General features: G+C 54.0%; 15 protein-coding genes. 12 read left to right on the forward strand and 3 right to left on the reverse strand.

Going from position 1 to position 15,168, the window contains the following annotated elements; translation table 11 throughout:
• Positions 1-43 precede the first annotated feature (43 nt).
• The 6 genes from M0D42_RS06180 (at position 44) to M0D42_RS06205 (ending at position 6,196) form a co-directional block, all read left to right on the forward strand.
• Entirely contained in the window at positions 44-1,057 is a 1,014-nt protein-coding gene (locus tag M0D42_RS06180; RefSeq protein ID WP_265020718.1) for a Fe(3+) ABC transporter substrate-binding protein, read from the forward strand.
• Between the two features lie 174 nt (positions 1,058-1,231).
• The gene (locus M0D42_RS06185; RefSeq protein WP_265020719.1) at positions 1,232-2,179 is read left to right on the forward strand and encodes a nucleoside hydrolase; all 948 of its coding nucleotides are present in this window, start codon (positions 1,232-1,234) and stop codon (positions 2,177-2,179) included.
• Positions 2,176-2,625 (forward strand): GNAT family N-acetyltransferase, encoded by a 450-nt coding sequence (locus M0D42_RS06190; protein ID WP_265020720.1) that lies wholly within the window; start codon positions 2,176-2,178, stop codon positions 2,623-2,625. Before M0D42_RS06185 ends, M0D42_RS06190 begins: the two co-directional genes overlap by 4 nt.
• Positions 2,626-2,641: 16 nt before the next feature.
• A complete protein-coding gene (locus M0D42_RS06195; RefSeq protein ID WP_265020721.1) occupies positions 2,642-4,060 on the forward strand; it encodes a protein adenylyltransferase SelO in 1,419 nt (472 codons plus the stop codon).
• A gap of 36 nt (positions 4,061-4,096) precedes the next feature.
• Positions 4,097-5,344, forward strand: coding sequence for a cation:proton antiporter (locus M0D42_RS06200; protein WP_265020722.1), 1,248 nt, complete (start codon positions 4,097-4,099; stop codon positions 5,342-5,344).
• 9 nt (positions 5,345-5,353) lie between these two features.
• A complete protein-coding gene (locus M0D42_RS06205; protein ID WP_265020723.1) occupies positions 5,354-6,196 on the forward strand; it encodes a PhzF family phenazine biosynthesis protein in 843 nt (280 codons plus the stop codon).
• Position 6,197: 1 nt separating this feature from the next.
• Here the strand turns inward: M0D42_RS06205 and M0D42_RS06210 are convergent, their stop codons facing one another.
• On the reverse strand, positions 6,198-7,526 hold the full coding sequence (locus M0D42_RS06210; protein WP_265020724.1) for a DEAD/DEAH box helicase: 1,329 nt from the start codon (positions 7,524-7,526) through the stop codon (positions 6,198-6,200).
• A gap of 188 nt (positions 7,527-7,714) precedes the next feature.
• On the opposite strand from M0D42_RS06210, the gene M0D42_RS06215 reads away from it, so the two are divergent.
• Both M0D42_RS06215 and M0D42_RS06220 read left to right on the forward strand, forming a co-directional pair.
• A complete protein-coding gene (locus M0D42_RS06215) occupies positions 7,715-8,134 on the forward strand; it encodes a Fur family transcriptional regulator (protein ID WP_265020725.1) in 420 nt (139 codons plus the stop codon).
• A gap of 1 nt (position 8,135) precedes the next feature.
• Positions 8,136-9,011 (forward strand): DMT family transporter, encoded by an 876-nt coding sequence (locus M0D42_RS06220; RefSeq protein WP_265020726.1) that lies wholly within the window; start codon positions 8,136-8,138, stop codon positions 9,009-9,011.
• Here the strand turns inward: M0D42_RS06220 and M0D42_RS06225 are convergent.
• A complete protein-coding gene (locus M0D42_RS06225; RefSeq protein ID WP_265020727.1) occupies positions 8,986-10,101 on the reverse strand; it encodes a PAS domain-containing sensor histidine kinase in 1,116 nt (371 codons plus the stop codon). The genes M0D42_RS06220 and M0D42_RS06225 overlap by 26 nt on opposite strands.
• A gap of 303 nt (positions 10,102-10,404) precedes the next feature.
• Between M0D42_RS06225 and eno the strand changes: the two genes are divergently transcribed.
• The 3 genes from eno (at position 10,405) to M0D42_RS06240 (ending at position 12,617) form a co-directional block, all read left to right on the forward strand.
• Positions 10,405-11,682 (forward strand): phosphopyruvate hydratase, encoded by a 1,278-nt coding sequence (gene eno, locus M0D42_RS06230; RefSeq protein WP_265020728.1) that lies wholly within the window; start codon positions 10,405-10,407, stop codon positions 11,680-11,682.
• A gap of 63 nt (positions 11,683-11,745) precedes the next feature.
• Positions 11,746-12,198 carry an MEKHLA domain-containing protein gene (locus M0D42_RS06235; RefSeq protein ID WP_265020729.1) on the forward strand — a complete coding sequence of 151 codons (453 nt, stop codon included), beginning with the start codon at positions 11,746-11,748 and terminating at the stop codon, positions 12,196-12,198.
• Positions 12,195-12,617, forward strand: coding sequence for a cupin domain-containing protein (locus M0D42_RS06240; protein WP_265020730.1), 423 nt, complete (start codon positions 12,195-12,197; stop codon positions 12,615-12,617). Before M0D42_RS06235 ends, M0D42_RS06240 begins: the two co-directional genes overlap by 4 nt.
• Before the next feature lie 63 nt (positions 12,618-12,680).
• On the opposite strand, the gene M0D42_RS06245 is transcribed toward M0D42_RS06240, so the two are convergent.
• Entirely contained in the window at positions 12,681-13,787 is a 1,107-nt protein-coding gene (locus M0D42_RS06245) for an anhydro-N-acetylmuramic acid kinase (protein ID WP_265020731.1), read from the reverse strand.
• A gap of 60 nt (positions 13,788-13,847) precedes the next feature.
• Here M0D42_RS06245 and tyrS point away from each other — a divergent pair, with 60 nt between their 5' ends.
• Complete coding sequence (tyrS, locus tag M0D42_RS06250; protein WP_265020732.1) at positions 13,848-15,098, forward strand: tyrosine--tRNA ligase; 1,251 nt, start codon at positions 13,848-13,850, stop codon at positions 15,096-15,098.
• The last annotated feature ends 70 nt before the right edge of the window (positions 15,099-15,168 follow it).

Below are 15,168 nucleotides of genomic sequence, written 5' to 3' on the forward strand. Positions count from 1 at the left end.
GATTAAAGCACAGCCATCGTAACCAACAACGAATGGTCTAAAAATGTCCGTGAATATCAAATCGACTATCTTCGCAGCTGCCGCCACGACGATTGCCCTGCCTGCTGTTGCTGAGGAAGTGAACGTATATTCTTACCGCCAGCCTGAACTGATCAAACCTCTGACCGATGCGTTTACTGCCGAAACCGGTATCAAAGTAAACGTCGCATACTTAGCAAAAGGCATGATCGAACGCCTTCAAGCCGAGGGTGACCGCTCCCCGGCAGATGTGATCCTGACCGTCGACATTTCGCGCCTTGCAGGTGTTGTGAACGCAGGCCTCACTCAGCCTGTTGAAAGCGAAACACTGAACGCGAACGTGCCTGCAGACTATCGCGACCCAGACAATCACTGGTTTGGCCTGACCACCCGCGCCCGCATTGTATACGCCTCCAAGGATCGCGTCGCGGAAGGCGAAGTCACCACCTACGAAGATCTGGCAGACCCAAAATGGGAAGGCCGTATCTGCACACGTTCCGGCACCAACGCTTATAACGTCGCTCTGACTTCTGCGGTTCTGCATCACCACGGTGAAGAAGGCACACAGGCTTGGCTCGAAGGCCTGAAATCCAATCTCGCACGCAAACCACAAGGTAACGACCGCGCACAGGTCAAAGCGATCTGGGCAGGCGAATGTGATATCTCTGTTGGCAACACCTACTATATGGGCAAGATGCTTTCTGATGACGAGCAAAAAGCCTGGGCGGAAAGCGTGAACATCGTCTTCCCAACCTTTGAGAACGGCGGCACACACGTGAACGTTTCTGGTGTGGCAATGACAAAATCTGCGCCAAACAAAGACGCAGCACTGAAGATGATGGAATTCCTAACCTCTCCTCAAGCACAGGAAATCTATGCCAAAGCCAATTACGAATACCCAATTGCCGAAGGCACACAGGCTGATGCGCTGGTGCAAGGCTGGGGCTCCTTTGATGCCGACGACGTCAACCTGATGACGCTCGCAGGCAACCGTGACGCCGCCCTAAAACTGATCGAGACGGTCGACTTCGACGGCTAAGCCCCTTTACAACTAACCAAAAAAGGGCGCTCCGGTCATCCAGAGCGCCCTTTGCTTTTCTTTTTGGCTAAAATACCTTGGGGTGAGGCCAAAGGCCGAGGGGCAACGCCCCTCCTCCCACTGGACAAGCCTCAAAGCACACCTCAATGTATGCTCAAAATCATTGAGGCACTTATGACAGCTCCACGCAAAATTATCATCGACACCGACCCCGGGCAGGACGACGCTGCTGCCATTATGCTAGCGCTTGGCAGTCCCGAAGAGCTCGAAGTTCTCGGCATTACCTGCGTTGCGGGCAATGTGCCGCTTGCACTGACACAGAAGAATGCGCGCATTGTCTGTGAATGGTCGGGTAAGCCAGAAACAAAGGTCTTTCAGGGCTGTGACGCGCCCATGGCGCGCAAACTGGTCACAGCAGAACACGTGCATGGCAAAACAGGTCTCGACGGCCCGGATCCGCTGCCGACACCTTCGATGCCTCTGCAAGAGCAGCACGCCGTGGATTTCATCATCGACACACTTCGTAAGGAGCCTGCTGGCGAGGTCACTCTCTGCACTCTTGGCCCACTCACCAATATCGGGACAGCGTTTTCTAAAGCCCCCGATATCATCGATCGCGTGCAAGAAATCGTCATGATGGGTGGCGCTTATTTTGAAGTCGGCAACATCACACCAGCCGCTGAATTCAACATCTATGTTGATCCGGAAGCCGCTGATATCGTATTTAAATCTGGCCGACCAATCACAGTTATGCCACTGGATGTCACCCATAAAGCACTCACAACAACAGCACGTGTTCAAGCCTTCCGTGACCTCAACACCGAGGCCGGGATCGCCCTCGCTGAGATGCTTGATTTCTTTGAGCGGTTTGACGTCGAAAAATACGGTTCGGAAGGCGGCCCATTGCATGATCCCTGCGTGATCGCTTACCTGCTCAAACCTGACCTCTTCAAAGGCCGCCACGTGAACGTGCAAATCGAAACCACATCAGAGCTGACGCTCGGCATGACCGTTGCCGACTATTGGGGTGTGACCGATCACGCGCCCAATGCGATGTTCATGCAGGATGTGGATGCGGACGGCTTTTTCGCCCTTCTGACCGAAAGAGTTGCCCGCTTATGAGTGCTGCCCTCCACCTCGCCAAACCCCAAGACCTTGAAAAACTAATGCCTCTTGTGATGGCTTTTCACAATGAAATGGGGCTGGGGACCGAAGAAACCACTCTGGAGCGGGCATTAATCCCGCTGTTAGATGGCTCACCCTATGGAGCAGTTTATCTCATGGGGCCTGCACGAGCACCGATGGGCTATGTCGTTCTGACCTTCAGTTGGTCGCTGGAACTCGGTGGCATGGATGGCTTCATCGATGAAATCTATCTGCGCCCTGCGGTGCGTGGCAGAGGCATCGCCTTGGAAACCTTGCACAGCCTGCGCAAAACCATGAAGTCCGCGGGTGTCATGGCGCTGCATCTGGAAGTTGACCGCGAAGATGAAACCGCCCAGAAACTCTACCGCCGGGCACGATTTGAACTGCGCGAGCGCTATTCTCTCATGACATTAATGCTATGAGGTTTATATAGGCTCCATGAGCCTATCGATCCCCTTCGCCAATACATATGGCACCTTGCCACCACAGCTTTTCACGCGGATGAAGCCGACATCAGTGGCAAATCCGTCTTTGATTGCCTTCAATCATGATCTGGCCACTGAGCTAGGCATAGAAAACGCCGAAGACAACGCTGAATTGACTCGGATATTCGCGGGCAATGAGGTGCCACACGGAGCTGACCCACTCGCGCAGCTTTATGCGGCCCATCAATTTGGCCAATGGAATCCGCAACTTGGCGATGGGCGCGCCCTGATGCTTGGGGATGTAAAGACGACCAAGGGGCGCTTTGATATTCAGCTCAAAGGCTCTGGCCCGACACCCTACTCTCGCAATGGTGATGGACGCTCTTGGCTCGGCCCAGTTCTGCGCGAATATGTGATCTCTGAGGCCATGCATGCCTTAGGCATCCCAACCACCCGCGCTTTGGCTGCGATAAGCACAGGCGAGCAGGTCTTCCGCGAAACCGCCCTGCCCGGTGGTGTCTTTACTCGCGTGGCTGCAAGCCATATCCGTGTTGGTACTTTCCAAGTGCTTGCTGCTCGTCGTGACATGGAGGGCCTTAAGGCACTTTTCGAACATGCAGTCGAACGCCACTACCCTGAGGCCAAAGATCCGCTGGAGTTTCTGCAATCGGTCATTCAAGCCCAAGCCAAGCTCGTCGCGAAATGGATGTCTGTTGGCTTCATTCACGGCGTTATGAACACCGACAACTGCACGGTGTCTGGTGAGACCATCGACTACGGTCCCTGCGCCTTCATGGATGAGTTCCATCCGATGCAGGTCTTTTCCTCGATTGATCGACATGGGCGCTACGCTTATGGCAACCAGCCTGACATTATCGTCTGGAACATGGCGCAGCTCGCGACTTGTTTGGTGCCACTGATGCCAGATACGGATCAATCCGTGAAAGACTTTACCGAAGCGGTTCACGCCATGCCAAAGATGCTGCATCTCAATTGGCGCAAGGCCTTTACGGCAAAGCTCGGAATCTCGTCGCCAACTGCCGAAGACGATGTTTTGATCCAGGACCTGCTGCGTATCATGACAGATGAGAAGGCTGATTTCACCAACACGTTCCGCGCGCTGTCAGACAATATCGCTAATCCGCCGCTCGATCAGTCCGACGCCTTCGCAAGCTGGATGCAACGCTGGCAAACGCGCATCGAGCGTGAGGACAACCCTTACGCACTGATGCGCACCACTAATCCTTATATCATTCCGCGCAACCACCAGATCGAAGCGATGATACAATCCGCCGTTGACGGTGATTTCGCCCCATTCCACAGGCTCAATACGTTGCTTTCAAAGCCGTTTGAGACCTCGGCAGAAGCTCTTCCTTACACACATCCGCCAATGGATGACGAGCGTGTCGAGGCAACTTTCTGCGGCACTTAGTTCTAAATGAAAATGCACCCCTAACGGTTTGATAAAATGACATTCCTCCAAATCACATCTTTGCTGATTGTGCTCGCCGGAGCCTTCGGTGCAATCAACCATCTGTTCCTGAAACTGCCTTCCGCTATTGGTATTCTTGTTGTCGCTTTGCTTGCGAGTTTCGGCGTGCTTGGCCTTGATCTCCTCATGCCATCACTAGAAATCGCTGCAACTGCAAGCGCGATCGTAAACGATCTGCATTTCTCTGATGCTCTACTCGAAGGCATGCTGGGGCTTTTGCTCTTTGCGGGCGCGCTGCATGTCAAACTGTCCGACCTCAAGGCCCAATGGCGGCTTGTGTTCCTTATGGCGACACTGGGCGTAGGGCTTTCAACTGCCATCGTAGGTCTGGGCTTTAGCTGGATCACCGGTATGCCACTGATGATTGCCCTGGTCTTTGGCGCTCTGATCACGCCAACCGATCCTGTCGCCGTGCTTGGCGTTCTCAGAGAAGCCAACCTCAAAAAATCCATGGAAACCAAAATCGCAGGCGAGTCGCTTTTCAATGACGGTGTCGCTTATGTCGTCTTCCTTGTCATCGTCGGGTTGGCCTTCCAAAGCGACGCACATCATGGTGCGGGAGCGTCTGATGCGATCATTCTGTTTGTTCAAGAAGCCTTTGGTGGGGCCATTCTCGGCGTCGTGCTTGGCTGGCTGACCTTCCGCGTCATGCGCCGGATTGATGACTACAGCCTCGAAGTCCTTCTGACGCTGGGTCTCGCATTTGGAGGCTATTCGCTGGCTGTCTATCTTCATTTCTCAGCCCCGATCATGGCGGTCTGCGCGGGGCTTTTGATTGGCGACATCGGCACCAAACACGGTATGACCGAGGAAACACGCCAATATGTCGATGCCTTCTGGAAGCTCATCGATGAAATCCTGAACGCCGTGTTGTTCCTGATGATCGGTTTCGAAGTCTTCGCCATAGCCTCTGAAACTGACTTCCTGATCGCTGGCGTTGCCTCAATCGCGCTCTCCCTGATCGCCCGTCTCACCGCCGTTGCGGTGCCCGTAATGATCCTGAAACCCTTCCGCGAATTTTCAAAAGGTGTAATTCCGATCATGACCTGGGGTGGTCTCAAGGGCGGCATCTCCGTTGCGCTGGCGCTTTCTCTGCCGGACAGCGAGTGGAAACCGATGATCCTGACCGCAACCTATGTCGTGGTGATCTTCTCGATCATCGTTCAGGGATTGACCGTGGCGCCTTTGGCCAACAAGGTCGGACGCGAACCTGACTTGGTGTAGGAGGTCCTCATGACGGATTATCTGGTATACGACGTCTTTTCAGACGAAGCCTTCGGCGGCAACCAACTGGCAATCATTCCGGTCGCCACTGCCCTGCCCGAAGAAGACCTTCAGCGCATCGCGCGAGAATTCAACTATTCTGAGACAACCTTCGTCTACCCGCCAGAAGATCCATCAAACACCGTGCGTGTCCGGATTTTCACACCGACGATGGAAATTCCATTTGCGGGCCACCCGATTGTCGGCACAGTCATGGCCCTCCATGACATGGGCGGCTCATCTGAAATGACGCTTGAGCTGGGTGTTGGACCGCTCAACTGTGTTGTCAGAGATGGACAGGTTTCTTTCACCACAAGCGCTGAGCTTGAGATCATGGCAAAACCAGAGATCGCTTTGGTGGCAGCGGCGCTTGGTTTGGATGAGTCCGACATCGAATGCGCAACTCATGTGCCCACGATGGCCTCCCTGGGCCTGCCGTTCACCATCACTGAACTGACCACCAGAAAGGCTCTGTCCCGAATTATCCCTGAAATCAATGTGATGCGTCGAGGTGCAGAAACCTACCCTGCCTCGCTCGATTTCGCGCAGTTTGCCTATTTCCCGGAAGGCGAGACGATCCACGCCCGGATGTTTGCCCCGCTTGATAATATCCCCGAAGACCCGGCGACGGGTTCGGCTTGCGCGGCTCTTGGTGCGCTATTGGTTAAAGCAACTGGTAACGAGCAGAGCCTGAACATTCGTCAGGGCGAAGACATGGGACGGCTGAGCCTAATCGGCTTAACCACAAATAGTGGCGCGGTCACCATTTCTGGGACCGCAAAACGCACCATGCAGGGTCAGTTGGTTTACTAAGTCAGGAGGCTTTGCTGCCGGGCTTTCCGCCTTTGCGGCCACGGGATGCCCCCCCTCGACGACGGCCACCGCCTCCACCGGGCTTACCACCCCCCGGTTTGCCACCGAAGTTACCGCGTCCACCCGGACGGCCACCACCACCGCCACCACCACCGCGACGACGACCACTGCCGGTTTTCTTCGGCTGAATTTCAGCGCCTTCCCAAGGGCGACCTGAAGCCACTGGAATGGTGAACTTCATCGTCTTTTGAATGGCCTTCAACTCATCAACTTCATCTGGAGCGCAGAACGCCACAGCGGCCCCATCCATGCCGGCCCGCGCGGTACGACCGATGCGATGCACATAGTTGTCGGGCACGTTTGGCAGATCATAGTTGTAGACATGACGTACGATCGGAATGTCCAGGCCTCGCGCAGCAACATCCGTCGCTACAAGCACGCGGGTTTCTTCCGCGCGGAAAGCCGTAATTGCCCGCTCACGCTGGCCTTGGCTTTTGTTGCCATGCACCGCGTCAGCAGCGTAGCCCGCTTTCAGCAAAGAGCGCATCAGACGATCTGCACCGTGTTTGGTACGCACAAAAACAATGGCCGCTTCGTTGCGATGCTCATCCAAAAGCTCGATCAACAGGTTGGTTTTCTCAGCCTTGGCGATGAAATGGATCGACTGCGTGATCTTGTCAGCAGCCTTACCTGGAGGGTTCACCTGAATGCGAACAGGATTGGTCAGATAGGTCTGAGCGATCTCTGCCATCTGCTTTGGCATGGTCGCGGAGAAAAGCATCGTTTGGCGTTCTTCCGGAAGAACCGCAGATATCTGGCGCAGCGCATGGATAAAGCCCAAGTCCAGCATCTGGTCCGCTTCATCGAGTACAAGGAAGTCGGTGTCGTCAAACTCTAGCGCGTTGCGCTCCATCAGGTCGATCAGACGACCCGGGGTGGCAACAATGATATCCGTGCCACGTGCGACGCGCTTGATCTGAGGGTTGATGGCTACGCCACCAACAACAAGCCCAACTTTGAAATGGGTGCCGTCGGTGAGTTCTTTAAGAGATGTCGCAATCTGGTTGGCCAATTCACGGGTCGGTGCAAGGATCAATGCGCGCGCTGTTTTTGGTGCAGGTTTGGTGCCGTAGCTTTGCAGACGAGAGATCAGCGGCAGGCCAAAAGCAAGTGTCTTACCAGTCCCGGTTTGCGCCAGCCCCATCACGTCTTGACCATTCAAGGCATGTGGAATGGCGCGATTTTGGATTGGGGTCGCTTCTTTGAGCCCCATATCCTCCAGTCGTTTGACCAGAGTCTTGGGTAAACCCAACTCGCTAAATTCTGCCATGTCCTGTCCTTCTGGGGCTTTTTGGCCGCAGCACAGGCCAGTTGACTGTCAATCGCTGGCATGTGCGCCCTTTTCCGGGATTGGTCAAGCGTGAATTGGTCGTATTTAGACGGGGATAACTTTGCGAGAACGGTAGAATTTCTTCTACCTTATGATTACTAAAGTGGCCAAAGACGATTGAGGCCCGCATGTCCGACACCATTATTGCCCGTTGTGAAGCCAAAGGTCTGCGCATGACTGAACAGCGCCGGACCATTGCGGCCGTGCTGGAAGAAAGCAAAGATCACCCGGATGTCGAAGAGCTCTATGCCCGGGCCAGCGCGAGAGATTCAGCGATCTCATTGGCGACTGTGTATCGAACTGTGAAGCTCTTTGAAGAAGCCGGTATTCTCGACAAATTGGAATTTGGCGATGGCCGCGCGCGCTACGAAGATGCAGAGCGCGATCATCATGATCACCTGATCGACATCAACTCTGGCGAAGTGATTGAATTCATGGATCCAGAAATTGAAAAGTTGCAGGAGAAAATCGCGGAAAAGCTGGGATTTCGCTTAATGGGTCACAAACTCGAACTTTATGGCGTCCCTCTAAAGCGCGACAGGGGATGAGTTGGAAAATATCCGTGCCATGTGGCTGATGATCATTGCTATGGCCTGTTTTGCGACGGCTGACGGGATCATCAAGTTCATTGCACAGAGCATATCCAAAGGTCAGATCATGGCCTGTATGGGGGGCGTCGGGGCGATTATTTTTTATTTGCTTTGTCGTCGTGCCCGTACATCGGTTTGGTCTTCTCTGTTCTTCAAGCCGGTGCTGATCGCGAGAAACATTGCTGAAGTCATCGCAGCGCTCAGCATCTTTACTGCACTAACCCTAGCTCCGCTGTCGTCCGTGGCCGCCATCATTCAAGCGGTGCCTCTAGTGATCACCGTCGCTGCCGCAATATTGCTGAATGAGAAAGTCGGGCTAAGGCGTTGGGCTGCTGTTGCGATCGGCTTCATTGGTGTTCTGATCATCGTGCGACCCGATGCAGATGGGCTGGATTTCGCTTTGATCCTGGCGCTTCTGGGCATGTTGTCTCTCTCGATCCGGGATTTCGCCTCACGTCTTGCGCCGCCTGAGGCAACAACGCCCCTGCTCTCTTTCTATGCATTCCTCGGTTTGATCCCGGCGGGTCTGATACTGTCGATCACGAGCGAAGGCTTCCAACCCATTGGCGTTTCTACCGCCTTACATTTGCTGATTATGAATGTCTTTGCCTTGGGAGGCTATTTTTGCGTGACCAAAGCCATGAGGATTGGCGAGGTCTCTGCAGTATCCCCACTCAGGTACACGCGCCTGCCATTCGCTGCGCTTGTGGGATATGTTTTATTCGCTGAAATACCGGATATGGCGACCCTAACTGGTTCAGCACTGATTATTGGCGCGGGTCTATTTGTGATGCTGAGAGAATCTCAGATTAAGCGCAATGAGACGGCAATCTGACCCAGAAGGTTGCGCCGCCATCTTCGTTGTTGAAATACCCAATCTGACCACCCATGCCTTCAGTCATCTGCTTGCAGATCGAAAGACCAAGGCCTGTGGATTTGAACTTTCTCTTTTCACCAGACTTCGCTTGCGTGAACCGCTGGAACATACGACCCTGAAGCTCTTCCGGCACACCAGGGCCGTGATCGCGCACAGCAAACTGTAGCATGTCACCATCCTGCGTCAGCTCCAGTTCGATCTCAGATTCAGCTGGCGAGAATTTTGCCGCATTAGACAGAAGGTTCGCCAATATCTGTTGAAGTCGGTTCACATCCGCTTCGAGATGCAAAGGAGCTTCACCATCCGGTGCAGTAAGCTTGATCTTTTGACCGTCCTGCAAATAGCCTTCCATCGACATGGTCGCATCAGATGCCACTTCGCGCGCATCAAGCTCTGTCATCTCATAAGACAGCGTACCGCTTTCCAGAGATTTGAAATCCAAAAGCTCATTGACCAGATGCAGCAGGCGGTTGGAATTACGCTGAGCCAGTTGCAGAAGATTGCCAATCGGTCCGGGCAGCTCACCCAATGCACCGCTATTTGCCATTTTCAACGCACCGAGAACTGAGGTCAGAGGCGTGCGCAACTCGTGGCTGATCATAGCCACAAACTCATCTTTCGCGCGCTCTCGTTCCATCTCTTCTGAAACGTCAATGTGTACACCTGAAATTCTACGCGGCATGCCGCTGGCATCACGTTCGCTCACACCCGCATTGGATTGGATCCAAACGTAGTGGCCGTCTTCGTGCCGCATACGGAAAGTGGTTTTGCTGCGAGCCGTGGCACCTGTCAGCATCGCCTCATCAGCCGTTTGAACCTTCTTCAGATCATCTGGGTGAACACGATCAAGCCATTCGTCTTGAGCAAAAATAACAGCGTCAGGAGAGAAACCAAGCATCGACTTCCAGCCACTGGACACAGAAGAAAACCCGGTCTCCAGATCAAGTTCGAAGGCCCCAACATCAGCAGCTTCCAATACGGAAGCCATATCCAATTCTAAGTGGGCGGGTTCGGCCAGCTTATTCACCTGAGTCAAGCTGTCCTCCATTACTGCTCTTAACGTCATTGCTCGTTACAACCAATATTACAAAACCACGAAACAACGCCAGCAAAAGGCGCTTTTTAAGCCCTTTATCCGTGAATTCTGACAAAAATCGGCACCAAATGAGGTCTTTTAACAGCTCAGAAAAACCTAGGGTTGTAGCTAGTCTCACCTTGAGTTTTCAAAGAATCCCAACTGTTTGCCCTAACTGTGACGAAATATGCGTGTTAGCGCTAGCAGAACTGGTTTACTTTTCACATTGTATTGGTATTAAACGCGCAACCCGAACGCAGACTTAAGGACAGTCTCATGAGCACGATCATCGATATTCACGCACGCGAAATTCTCGACAGCCGGGGCAACCCAACGGTTGAGGTCGACGTGGTTCTGGAAGACGGCACAATGGGTCGCGCGGCCGTCCCGTCTGGCGCATCCACAGGTGCCTACGAAGCCGTTGAAAAACGCGATGGCGACAAAGGCCGTTACCTTGGCAAAGGTGTTCTGGAAGCCGTCGCAGCCGTAAACGGTGAAATCGCAGAAGCGCTTGTTGGCTTTGACGCGACAGAACAAGAAGCCATCGACGCGGCGATGATCGAACTCGACGGCACAGACAACAAAGGTCGTCTAGGTGCGAACGCAATTCTGGGTGTTTCTTTGGCCGTTGCAAAAGCAGCCGCTGATTTCACAGCGCAGCCGCTTTATCGCTACATCGGCGGCACACAGGCCCGCATCCTGCCAGTTCCAATGATGAACATCATCAATGGCGGTGAGCACGCGGACAACCCGATCGACATCCAAGAATTCATGATCATGCCGGTTTCCGCAGCGAACGTGAAAGAAGCGATCCGTATGGGTGCCGAAGTTTTCCACACCCTGAAAAAAGAACTGTCTGCCGCGGGCCACAACACAGGCATCGGTGACGAAGGCGGCTTCGCGCCAAACCTCGAAAGCACCCGCGTTGCGCTGGACTTCGTCATGGCCGCGATTGAAAAGGCTGGCTACAAGCCGGGCGAAGACATCTACCTGGCGCTCGATTGTGCGTCCACCGAGTACTACAAAGACGGCAAATACGAGATGAAGGGCGAAGGTATCTCCCTGACATCCGAAGAAAATGTCGCGTACCTGGCGAAACTGGTCGAAGACTACCCAATCATCTCCATCGAAGATGGCTGCGACGAAGACGACTGGGATGGCTGGAAGCTGCTGACAGAAACCATTGGCGGCAAAGTCCAGCTGGTTGGCGACGATCTCTTCGTAACCAACCCTGCCCGACTGGCGCAGGGCATCGAAAAGGGCTCTGCGAACTCCATGCTGGTGAAAGTGAACCAGATCGGTTCCCTGTCTGAGACATTGAAAGCTGTCGACATGGCGCACCGCGCAGGCTTCACCAACGTAATGTCTCACCGCTCCGGCGAAACCGAAGACAGCACCATTGCTGACCTCGCAGTTGCCACCAACTGTGGTCAGATCAAAACCGGTTCCCTGTCCCGCTCTGACCGTCTGGCGAAATACAACCAGCTGATCCGCATCGAAGAGATGCTGGGCGAGACTGCAGAATACGCGGGTCGTTCGATCCTGAAAAAATAAATCAGGTCAAAGATTTGAAAAGCCCTGCTTTCGGCGGGGCTTTTTTCGTTTTAGGAAGACTGCATGGACAGACCTTCAGATAAAAACGCCTATCAAGCCGAGCACGCAAAACTTCTGTTGCGCAGCTACCAAGAACGTATTGGTAAGCCGCTCATTGCTTCCACTGATCCCAGAGAGGTCTATGAAGCGCCATTTGCAATCCTTTCACATGATACGTCTGAAGACCCGATTCTGACCTATGGCAATCTCGCAGCTCAGCGGCTCTGGAATATCTCCTGGGAAGAGCTCACGCAGATGCCGTCGCGCCTGACCGCGGAGCCAGGGCATCGCAATCAACGTGCGGCGATGTTTGAAGAAATGCGCGAATCCGGTGCGATCAGGAACTATGAAGGCGTGCGCATCGCCAAATCCGGCCAAAGGTTTCGCATCCGTAACGCCACAATTTGGAACCTGACCGATCTGAATGGCGAAAAGGTCGGAGAAGCCGCCACTTTCAAAGAGTACACCCTACTATGAACGCTGAGCAACTGATTGAAAAACTCGGCCTCCTACCGCATCCCGAAGGCGGTCATTATCGTGAGACTTGGGTTGCAGACAACGATGGGCGGCCTGTTGGCACCGCCATATATTTTTTGCTGAAAGCAGGCGAACGCAGCCATTGGCACAAGGTCGACGCGGTAGAGATCTGGCACTACTACGCTGGTGCGCCTCTCATATTGTCGCTGTCGGAAACGGAAACAGGCCCCGCAAAAGACCACATTCTTGGTCCTGATATTTTCCAGGAACAAACCCCTCAGGTCATCGTACCAACTGACCACTGGCAAGCTGCCCGCACCACCGGAGATTTCACTCTTGTAGGGTGTACTGTCTCACCGGGTTTTCAATTCGACGGTTTCACACTCGCAGCACCAGGCTTTGATATCCCAAGGACCTAGCCTTCTTCTTTGCTAAAATACTCTGGGGGAATTTGCCAAAGGCAAAGGGGGGCAAAGCCCCACTCAGGCCGGAGAACTCAAAACCCCGCCCCCTACTAAAGCCTTTACCCCAGTGGTGCTTGGCCCTGAGGTCGGCAACCCGCGTGCAACCCGCGCGGCTAAAAACGCAAAAGCCTGTGCTTCAAGCATATCACCATCAAGTCCGACGGCCTCCACCGGCTGAACGTCGCAATCCAACGAGACCCGTAGCATCTCCATCATCACCGGATTCTTGCGCCCGCCTCCCGTGACCAGAAGCGTTGCCGGCAACGATGGGCAATGCTCAATGCCGTGCGCAACAGCGGCAGCAGCCATGCCGGTCAAAGTCGCGGCAGCATCTGCATCAGAAAGCTCCCGCACCAAATCAATCATCTCAGCAAAGTCGTTTCGATCAAGCGACTTAGGTGGCATCCTTGAGAAATAGGCCTCTGCCAAAAAGAGCTCTAAGGCCCCGGTTTCCACCGCGCCTTTCATGGCCAGCGCCCCGTCTTCATCAAATCCTTTGCCAAGTCGTTCGCGCATCAGATCATCAATAGGTGCATTTGCTGGCCCGGTATCAAAGGCCAGCAATGCCCCCGCGTCTTCGGGAGCAGATTTTCGGGGGTCAACCCAAGTCAGATTACCAACGCCTCCCAGATTGAGAAATGCAACCGGTGCATCCGCCTTAATCCATTTCGCACAGGCAAAGTGAAAGAATGGCGCCAGCGGAGCGCCTTCTCCGCCCATTTGCACATCAGCCGAGCGGAAATCCCAAGCGACAGGAACTTTAAGTTCCTGAGCAAGCCCCTGACCATCACCAACCTGCAATGTCCGCCCACCACGCGGGTCATGCGACAGGGTCTGCCCATGAAATCCAATCAGATCGAGGCCTTCAAAGCTTTTCAAGACCTGCTGATGCGCCACCTGAACCGTCACGGCAGCGCGATCCACATCCGGCCCGCTCCACTGCCCCATCGCGCGCGAAATCACCCGCTGTTCAGCCTCGCTATAAGCCCGATAGTCGGTCTCCCCAAAGCCGTAGATCCGTTCGCCGTCGGTTTCCAACACCGCCACATCGACTCCATCCATAGAGGTGCCTGACATGGTGCCTGCGATCCGCAGCGGTCCCTTGCTCAATTTGGCCTTCAACATGGCCTTTTCCTTTGCGCTCTGCCTGCTATACAGCTTTCAACATCATATGAGACGGATACCATGACCTACCACCCCAAATCTGACTTTATGCAGGTGATGATCGAGCGCGGCTTCCTGGCGGATTGCACCGATTATCAAGCGCTTGATGACGCTTTGATTGCAGGCGTGGTACCGGGCTATATCGGTTTCGACGCCACGGCGAAGTCATTGCACGTCGGCTCGCTGATCCAAATCATGATGCTGCGCTGGTTGCAAAAGACTGGCCACAAACCAATTACCCTGATGGGCGGCGGCACAACAAAGGTGGGTGACCCATCGTTCCGTGCAGACGAACGACCACTTCTGACCGAAGAGCAGATCAACGACAATATCAGCGGAATTAAACAGGTCTTTGCGAAGTACATTCAGTACGGTGACGGTGAAACCGACGCGCTGATGCTGAACAACGCGGAATGGCTCGATGATTTGAACTACCTTGAGTTTCTGCGAGACATTGGACGTCATTTCTCAGTGAACCGCATGCTGTCTTTTGAAAGCGTGAAATCCCGTCTGGATCGAGAGCAGTCTCTGAGCTTTCTAGAGTTCAACTATATGATTCTGCAGGCTTATGACTTCCTTGAGCTGAACCGTCGCTACGGCTGTCTGGTGCAGTTCGGCGGCTCTGACCAATGGGGCAATATCGTCAACGGCATCGATCTGACACGTCGCGTAATTGACCAGCAGATCTTTGGGATGACCTCTCCGTTGCTGACTACGTCAGATGGCAAGAAGATGGGTAAGTCAGCCGATGGCGCTGTTTGGCTGAACGCGGACATGCGCAGCCCGTATGAGTTCTGGCAGTTCTGGCGTAACACTACGGATGCGGACGTTGGTCGCTTCCTCAAGCTCTATACAGAGTTGCCATTGGAAGAATGCGAGCGTCTCGGCGCGCTTGCGGGTCAGGAGATCAACGACGCGAAGATCATTCTCGCCAACGAAGTCACCACGCTTTGTCACGGTGCGGACGCCGCAGCGACCGCGGAAGCGACCGCGCGTGAAGTCTTTGAAAAAGGTGGCGTAGGTGCTGACCTACCAACGCTTTCATTGACGAAAGAAGACATTGGCGACGGAATTTCCGTTGTGCAGCTGATCGTGAAATCTGGCCTTGCGAAGTCAGGCAAAGAAGCCAAACGCCTCATTGCTGAAAACGGCGCAAAACTGGATGATCAACCGCTGACTGAAGTGAAGATATTTGATGCGGCAGCGCTGGCCTCTCCGATCAAGTTGAGCGCGGGTAAGAAGCGCCACGCTTTGGTACAGCTGTCAGACTAAATTGATCTGAATATTCAGATGAAAGAGCGCCCAATTTGGGCGCTCTTTTCGTTTGGACGCGCCGTCATTG

This window comes from Cognatishimia activa, assembly GCF_026016445.1.
Lineage (GTDB): Bacteria > Pseudomonadota > Alphaproteobacteria > Rhodobacterales > Rhodobacteraceae > Cognatishimia > Cognatishimia activa_B.

Coding starts and splice junctions, on each gene's coding strand:
- tyrS (WP_265020732.1), top strand. CDS start 13,848: ATGACCTACCACCCCAAATCTGACTTTATGCAGGTGATGATCGAGCGC.
- M0D42_RS06205 (WP_265020723.1), top strand. CDS start 5,354: ATGACGGATTATCTGGTATACGACGTCTTTTCAGACGAAGCCTTCGGC.
- M0D42_RS06240 (WP_265020730.1), top strand. CDS start 12,195: ATGAACGCTGAGCAACTGATTGAAAAACTCGGCCTCCTACCGCATCCC.
- M0D42_RS06235 (WP_265020729.1), top strand. CDS start 11,746: ATGGACAGACCTTCAGATAAAAACGCCTATCAAGCCGAGCACGCAAAA.
- M0D42_RS06190 (WP_265020720.1), top strand. CDS start 2,176: ATGAGTGCTGCCCTCCACCTCGCCAAACCCCAAGACCTTGAAAAACTA.
- M0D42_RS06245 (WP_265020731.1), bottom strand. CDS start 13,787: ATGTTGAAGGCCAAATTGAGCAAGGGACCGCTGCGGATCGCAGGCACC.
- M0D42_RS06225 (WP_265020727.1), bottom strand. CDS start 10,101: ATGGAGGACAGCTTGACTCAGGTGAATAAGCTGGCCGAACCCGCCCAC.
- eno (WP_265020728.1), top strand. CDS start 10,405: ATGAGCACGATCATCGATATTCACGCACGCGAAATTCTCGACAGCCGG.
- M0D42_RS06180 (WP_265020718.1), top strand. CDS start 44: ATGTCCGTGAATATCAAATCGACTATCTTCGCAGCTGCCGCCACGACG.
- M0D42_RS06195 (WP_265020721.1), top strand. CDS start 2,642: ATGAGCCTATCGATCCCCTTCGCCAATACATATGGCACCTTGCCACCA.
- M0D42_RS06200 (WP_265020722.1), top strand. CDS start 4,097: ATGACATTCCTCCAAATCACATCTTTGCTGATTGTGCTCGCCGGAGCC.
- M0D42_RS06210 (WP_265020724.1), bottom strand. CDS start 7,526: ATGGCAGAATTTAGCGAGTTGGGTTTACCCAAGACTCTGGTCAAACGA.
- M0D42_RS06185 (WP_265020719.1), top strand. CDS start 1,232: ATGACAGCTCCACGCAAAATTATCATCGACACCGACCCCGGGCAGGAC.
- M0D42_RS06215 (WP_265020725.1), top strand. CDS start 7,715: ATGTCCGACACCATTATTGCCCGTTGTGAAGCCAAAGGTCTGCGCATG.